This window comes from Mycobacterium sp. TH-M15, from assembly GCF_057473705.1.
On record NZ_JBYCLB010000244.1, the window covers coordinates 1 to 7,741 of the forward strand.

General features: G+C 67.6%; 6 protein-coding genes. All 6 read left to right on the forward strand.

What is annotated here, in order from left to right; translation table 11 throughout:
• A partial coding sequence (locus tag AC2VNT_RS05790) for a PE/PPE C-terminal domain-containing protein (protein WP_486945945.1) occupies positions 1-265 on the forward strand: 265 nt, incomplete at its 5' end.
• Positions 266-463: 198 nt separating this feature from the next.
• A complete protein-coding gene (locus tag AC2VNT_RS05795; RefSeq protein WP_486945946.1) occupies positions 464-553 on the forward strand; it encodes a potassium-transporting ATPase subunit F in 90 nt (29 codons plus the stop codon).
• Positions 554-2,221, forward strand: coding sequence for a potassium-transporting ATPase subunit KdpA (gene kdpA, locus AC2VNT_RS05800; protein WP_486945947.1), 1,668 nt, complete (start codon positions 554-556; stop codon positions 2,219-2,221). It begins immediately after the preceding gene.
• 1 nt (position 2,222) lies between these two features.
• Positions 2,223-4,376, forward strand: coding sequence for a potassium-transporting ATPase subunit KdpB (gene kdpB, locus AC2VNT_RS05805; protein ID WP_486945948.1), 2,154 nt, complete (start codon positions 2,223-2,225; stop codon positions 4,374-4,376).
• 1 nt (position 4,377) lies between these two features.
• Positions 4,378-5,295: a potassium-transporting ATPase subunit C gene (locus AC2VNT_RS05810; protein WP_486945949.1), complete on the forward strand. Its 918-nt coding sequence runs from the start codon at positions 4,378-4,380 to the stop codon at positions 5,293-5,295.
• Between the two features lie 4 nt (positions 5,296-5,299).
• The coding region (locus tag AC2VNT_RS05815; protein WP_486945950.1) for a sensor histidine kinase at positions 5,300-7,741 on the forward strand (2,442 nt) is incomplete at its 3' end.

Sequence of the window (7,741 nt, forward strand, 5' to 3'; positions counted from 1 at the left end):
GGCCAGCGCCGGCCAGGCGGCCGCCGTCGGTGAGCTGTCGGTGCCGTCGGCCTGGTCCGCGGCCGCCCCGGCGGCCGGTGCCGCCACCCCGGCGACGCTCACCGGCGCCGGCTGGGAAGCGGCCGGGGAGGAAGCCGGTTCGATGACGACGCTGCCGGGCGGGCTGCCGTCGGTGGCTTCGGCCAATCGCGGCGGCTACGGCTTCGGCACCCCGCGCTACGGGTTCAAGCCGACGGTGATGGGCCGACCGGTGGTGGCCGGCTGACCGAGGCTGCCGTCAAGAAACCGTAAACGGCGAATCATTCACCGCCACACTGGAGTAGCGTTGCCAGTCTGGTTAACGGGGCCGGCGGCCCTACGCACGCACGTACTGGAGGGCGTCGGTGTCGATCGTGGCCTATCTGTTGTTGACGGGGTTGCTCTTCGGCCTGCTTGGCGTCGCGGTGAATCTGGTCGAGCGACTGTGAGCCTCGACAACGCCGTCGGTCTTGCACTAACCGCGGCGATCACCGCGCTGCTGGTGGCCGCGCTGCTGTTTCCGGAGAGGTTCTAGGTGAGCAGCACCGCGGCCGGGATTCTCTTCACCGGATCACTCGTCGTCGCCCTCGCCGTCGTCCACGCGCCGCTGGGCGACTACATGTATCGGGTGTACCGCTCCGACAAGCACTCCCGCAGTGAGCGGTTCATCTACCGGCTGATCGGCGCCGCACCGGAGGTGGAACAAGGCTGGGCCGGCTATGCGCGCAGCGCGCTGGCTTTCTCGGCGGTGGGCATCCTGGTGCTGTTCCTCCTGCAACTGCTACAGAACCGGCTGCCGCTAGCCGCGATCGACCCGAACACGCCGATGACGGCGCCGTTGGCGTGGAACACCGCCGTCAGCTTCGTCACCAACACCAACTGGCAGGCCTACAGCGGAGAATCGACGCAGGGGAACCTGGTTCAGATGGCGGGTTTGGCGGTGCAGAACTTCGTGTCCGCCGCGGTCGGCATGGCGGTCGCGATCGCGTTCGTCCGCGGATTCGTCCGCCGACGCACCGGTGAACTCGGCAACTTCTGGGTTGACCTGGTCCGCGGCACGCTGCGCATCCTGCTGCCGATCGCGGTGGTCGGCGCGGTGGTGCTGGTCGCCGGCGGGGTGATCCAGAACTTCCACGGACACCAGGTGCTGTCCACGGTGGCCGGCGCGTCACAGGTGATGACCGACGGCCCGGTCGCCAGCCAGGAGGTGATCAAACTACTGGGCACCAACGGCGGCGGCTTCTACGGCGCCAATTCCGCGCACCCGTTCGAGAACCCGACCGGATGGACGAACTGGGTGGAAATCTTCCTCATCACGATGATCAGCTTCTCGTTGCCCCGCACCTTCGGCCGCATGGTGGGCAGCAAGAAGCAGGGGTACGCGATCGTCGCGGTCATGGCGACCCTCGCCATGCTCAGTCTCAGTCTGATCGGCCTTTTCCAGCTCCAGCACCACGGCACGGTGCCGACGGCGGTGGGGGCCGCGACCGAGGGCATCGAGCAGCGCCTGGGGGTTGCGAATTCGGCTGTTTTCGCCGACGCCACCACGCTGACCTCGACCGGCGCCGTCGATTCGACCCATGACTCCTACACCAGCCTGGGCGGCTTGATCACGTTGTTCAACATGCAGCTCGGTGAAGTCGCTCCCGGTGGCGTCGGATCCGGCCTGTACGGCTTGCTGATTCTCGCTGTGATCACCGTGTTCGTGGCGGGACTGATGGTCGGTCGCACCCCGGAGTATTTGGGGAAGAAGATCACCCCGCGCGAGATCAAGCTGGCCGCAAGCTATTTCCTGGTAACGCCGATCGTCGTGCTGGTCGGCACCGCCACCACGGTCGCGTTACCCGGAATGCGCGCCGACCTGGGGAACACCGGGCCACACGGGTTGTCCGAGGTGTTGTATGCATTCACCTCGGCAGCCAACAACAACGGCTCCGCTTTCGCCGGCCTGAACGCCAATACCGTCTGGTACAACACCGCGCTCGGCGTAGCCATGATCGTGGGCCGGTTCGTGCCGATGATCCTTGCGCTGGCGCTGGCCGGTTCGCTTGCCGGGCAAGGCAGAACACCGGAATCGATCGGAACCCTGCCCACCCACCGGCTGCAGTTCGTCGGCCTGGTGGTCGGCGTAACACTCATCCTGGTCTCGCTCACGTTCCTACCCGCGCTGGCACTCGGGCCACTCGCCGAGGGAGTGCATTGACATGACGTTCCCGGCGACAAAACCCGCCCAGATCGGCCGCACCTCGGCTACCCGGGTGCAGGGCGGGCTGTTCGATCCCCGGACGCTGCTGAGCTCGCTGCCGCAGGCATTGCGCAAGTTGGATCCGCGCACCCTGTGGCGCAACCCGGTGATGTTCATCGTCGAGATCGGAGCGGCGTGGTCGACCGTGCTGTCGATCGGCTCCCCCAGCTGGTTCGGCTGGCTCACCGTGTCGTTCCTGTGGTTAACCGTGCTGCTGGCGAACCTGGCCGAGGCGGTCGCCGAGGGACGCGGCAAAGCGCAAGCCGACACACTGCGCAAATCCAAGGCCGACACCCTCGCTCGCCGCCTGAACGGATGGTCGCCCGCGAGCCCCGGGGGCGCCGTCACCGAGGATGAGATTCCAGCGCCGCAGCTGCGGCAAGGAGACATCGTCGTGGTGCAGGCAGGCCAGACCATCCCCGGCGACGGCGACGTGGTGGAAGGCATTGCTTCGGTGGACGAATCGGCGATCACCGGTGAATCCGCCCCGGTCATCCGGGAATCCGGCGGTGACCGGTCCTCGGTGACCGGCGGGACAACGGTGCTCTCCGATCGCATCGTGGTCCGGATCACCCAGCAGCCCGGCCGCAGTTTCGTCGACCGGATGATCGCGCTGGTCGAGGGGGCCAACCGACAGAAGACGCCGAACGAGATCGCCCTGAACATTCTGCTGGCCGCGTTGACCATGATCTTCGTCGTGTCCGTGGCCACGCTGCAGCCGCTGGTGATCTACTCCAAGTCCAACAGCCCCGGTGTGCCGAACACCGTCGCGCTCAACGCCGACGGTGTCACCGGCATCGTCTTGGTCGCGCTGCTGGTCTGCCTCATCCCCACCACCATCGGCGCGCTGCTGTCGGCGATCGGCATCGCCGGGATGGACCGGATGGTGCAGCGCAACGTGTTGGCGATGTCCGGGCGCGCCGTCGAAGCCGCCGGCGACGTGAACACCCTGTTGCTGGACAAGACCGGAACGATCACGTTGGGAAACCGGCAGGCATCGGAGTTCATCCCGGTCGCCGGCGTAACCGCCGCGGAGCTTGCCGACGTCGCACAGCTTTCCAGCCTGGCCGACGAAACCCCCGAGGGCCGCTCGGTCGTGGTCTACGCCAAACAGGCGTACGGGTTACGAGAACGCTCAGCCGGCGAACTGTCGCACGCGTCCTGGGTCGGTTTCACCGCGACCACCCGGATGTCCGGCGTGGACGTGGACGGGCGGCAGCTGCGTAAGGGTGCGGCCAGTGCGGTTGCCGACTGGGTACGTCGCCAAGGCGGTACGGTCCCGGTCGAACTCGGACAGATCGTCGACGGCATCAGCTCTGCGGGCGGAACCCCGCTGGTGGTGGCCGAGGGGTCCAGCGGCTCCAGCCAAGCTCGGGTGCTGGGCGTCATCTACCTCAAAGACGTCGTCAAGCAGGGAATGCGGGACCGATTCGACGCGATGCGCCGGATGGGCATCCGGACGGTGATGATCACGGGCGACAATCCGTTGACCGCCAGGGCAATCGCCGAGGAGGCCGGGGTCGACGACTTCCTGGCGGAGGCCACCCCGGAGGACAAGCTCGCCCTCATCCGACGGGAGCAGCAAAACGGCCGGCTGGTCGCGATGACCGGCGACGGCACCAACGACGCGCCAGCGCTGGCCCAGGCAGATGTCGGGGTCGCGATGAACACCGGTACCACAGCGGCCAAAGAGGCCGGCAACATGGTGGACCTGGACTCCGACCCGACCAGCCTGATCGAGATCGTCGAGATCGGAAAGCAGCTGCTGATCACCCGCGGCGCGCTGACGACGTTCTCCATCGCCAACGACATCGCCAAGTATTTCGCCATCATCCCGCCGTTGTTCGCAGTGCTCTTCCCCGGCCTGCAACTGCTCAACGTCATGCGGCTGCACAGCCCGCAGTCGGGAATCCTGTCGGCGGTGATCTTCAACACGCTCATCATCGCCGCACTGATTCCGTTGGCGCTGAGGGGAGTTCGCTACACACCGACCAGCGCGTCGAAACTGCTCGCCCGAAACCTCTACGTCTACGGCCTAGGCGGGATTGCCGCCCCGTTTGTCGGGATCAAGCTCATCGACATGATCGTCCAACTACTTCCCGGGATGTCGTGACGTGAAACTCGCCGACCTGGTTCGTCAGCACGTGGCCGCACTGCGTGCGCTGGCGGTCTTCACTGTGATCCTGGGCGTTGGCTACCCGGTGTTGATCTGGCTGGTGGCCCAGACTCCGGGACTGCGGTCTCGTGCCGACGGATCGATCATCGCCGTCGACGGTGCGCCGCGCGGCAGCCGGCTGATCGGCCAGGCATTCACCGACGACCGCGGGCGCCCGCTGCCGCAGTACTTTCAGAGCCGGCCGTCGGTGGGCGGCTACGACCCGACAGCGACCGGTGGCAGCAACCTCGGGCCGGAGAGCATCGTCGACACCCCGGCCGATCCGGCCAAACTGGCCGGCGGCGCCGACCCGGGCGCCGCCCGATTCCGGGCCAGCCTACTCACCCAGGTCTGCGCCCGCAGCCTCTCGATCGGGCGACTCGAGGGGGTGGACGGCGCACGCCCCTTCTGCGCCGGCAGCGGGGTCGGGGCGGTGCTGTCGGTGATCGGCCCCCGGGGCCGGGACGGCGCCGTCACTCACCCGGTCCGGGTGGTCAGCGTGAACGAGCCCTGCACCGCGACCGGGAGACCGTTCCTGACCAGCTACCTCGGCGTTCCGGTGGAATGCGCACAGTTCGGCGAGGACTACGCGGTCGGCCAGATCGTGCCGATCCGCGGCAGCGCCCCGAGCGATCCGCCGGTTCCCGCCGACGCGGTGACCGCCAGCGCCAGCGGTCTGGATCCGGACATATCACCGGCGTACGCCGAGATTCAGGTCGCCCGGGTGGCCAGGGCTCGGCGGATCACCGTGGACCAAGTGCGGGACGTGGTGCGCAGCCATCGACGCGGCCGCGAACTCGGGTTCCTCGGCGCGGCGCGGGTGAACGTGCTCGCGCTCAACCTCGAACTCGACCGGCTTTATCCCGTCATCAGCTGATCCGCTGATAGATGATGGTGCGGTGAGCGTCGGGGACCAGCCGCGTAAACGCGGGGAGTTGCGCATCTATCTGGGTGCGGCGCCGGGGGTCGGCAAGACCTACGCGATGCTCGGTGAGGCACACCGACGATTGGAACGGGGCACCGACCTGGTGGCCGCTGTCATCGAGACACACGGCCGCCGGAGAACCGCGGAATTGGCCGACGGCATCGACGTGATCCCGCCCCGGTACGTCAGCTACCGGGGCCGTCGTTTTCCCGAACTCGACGTCGACGCGGTGCTGGCGCGGAACCCGCAGGTGGTGCTGGTCGACGAGCTCGCGCACACCAACACGCCGGGCAGCACCAACAAGAAACGGTGGCAGGACATCGAGCAGCTACTGGACGCCGGCATCACGGTGATCTCCACCGTCAACATTCAGCATCTGGAGAGCCTCAACGACGTCGTCGCGCAGATCACCGGGGTGGTCCAACGGGAAACGGTGCCGGATTCGGTGGTCCGACAGGCGTCCCAGGTCGAACTCATCGATATCGCGCCGGAGGCGCTGCGGCGCAGACTTTCCCACGGCAACGTCTATAAGCCCGAGAAGGTCGACGCGGCGTTGTCCAACTACTTCCGAAGCGGAAACCTCACCGCGTTGCGAGAGTTGGCGCTGTTGTGGCTGGCCGACCAGGTCGACGCGGCACTCACCAAATACCGTGCCGACAAGAAGATCACCGAGCCGTGGGAGGCCCGTGAGCGGGTCGTCGTCGCGGTCACCGGAGGCGCGGAATCGGAGACCCTGGTACGGCGGGCATCACGGATCGCGTCGAAGTCGAGCGCCGAACTGATGGTGGTGCATGTCCTGCGCAACGACGGACTGGCCAACATATCGCCGGTCCGAATGACCCGACTCCGCGAGCTGGCGAGCAGCCTCGGCGCTTCGCTGCACACCGTGGTCGGTGACGACGTGCCCACCGCCCTGCTCGATTTCGCCCGCAACGTCAACGCCACCCAACTGGTGATCGGCACTTCTCGGCGTTCCCGGTGGACTTACGTCTTCGACGAGGGCGTCGGTGCGGCGGTTGTGCAGCAGTCCGGCAAGATCGACATCCACATCGTGACTCACGAGGAAGCCAAACGGCGTTTCCTTCGCGCAGTCTCCATCGCACCACGAGAACGGCGCGCCGCATCCTGGCTGGCCGCGCTCATCATCCCGCCGTCCATCGCGGCATGCGCGGTGGCGCTGCTCGACCCGTATCTGGACACCGGCGGGGTGACCGCGGTGTTCTTCGTCGGGGTGCTGGCCGTCGGACTGCTCGGTGGTGTTGCGCCGGCGGCGATCTCCGCCGCGCTCTCCGGCTTGCTTCTGAACTACTACCTGACCACGCCCCGCCACAGCTTCACGATCCAGGAACCCGACGCGGCCGTCACCGAGATCGTCCTGCTGGTCGTCGCGGTCGCCGTCGCGGTTCTGGTGGATTACGCCGCGAACCGAGCCCGGGAAGCGGGCCGGGCATCCCAGGAGGCCGAGCTCCTCACCCTGTTCGCCGGGTCGGTGCTGCGCGGCGCAGATCTGGAGGCACTTCTGGAACGAGTGCGGGAAACCTATTCGCAGCGCGCGGTCAGCATCCTGCGCGAACACACCGATGCGGGCGCGGAGCGGGCCGAGGTCGTCGCGTCGGTCGGTGAGAATCCCTGCGCCACGGTGGACTCCGCCGACACCGCCATCGACGTCGGCGACGACGAGTTCTGGATGCTGCTGGCCGGCCGACGGTTGACCGCCCGTGACCGCAGGGTGCTCTCGGCGGTGGCAAAGCTCGGCGCCGGCCTGGTGAAACAGGCGGAGCTGGCCGAGGAGGCCGGCCGGGCCGAAGCTGTGATGCAGGCTGACGAACTGCGCCGTTCACTGCTGTCGGCGGTCAGCCACGACCTGCGCACCCCGCTGGCGGGCGCCAAGGCGGCGGTGTCCAGCCTGCGCGCCAGTGACGTCCACTTCTCCCCGGATGACACCGCTGAGCTGCTCGCCACCGTGGAGGAGTCGATCGATCAGCTGACCGCACTGGTGGGTAACCTACTCGACTCGTCCCGGCTGGCCGCGGGGGTGGTCCGTCCCAGGCTGACCAAGGTCTATCTGGAGGAGGCGGTGCAGCGTGCCTTGGTGAGCATCGGCGACCGCAGTACGGCGTTCGGTCGTGGCAGCATCGCGCAGGTCAAGGTTGACGTGGGCTCGACGGTCGCGCTGGCCGATGCCGGATTGCTGGAACGGGTGCTGGCGAACCTGGTCGACAACGCGTTGCGGTACGCCCCGAACAGCGTGGTGCGGGTGACCGCGACCCGGGCCGGTGACCGGGTGCTGGTCAATGTCGCCGACGACGGTCGCGGGCTGCCCCCGGGAAGCGAGGATCACCTGTTCGAGCCGTTCCAACGCCTCGGCGACCGGGACAACGTCGGCGGTGTCGGCCTC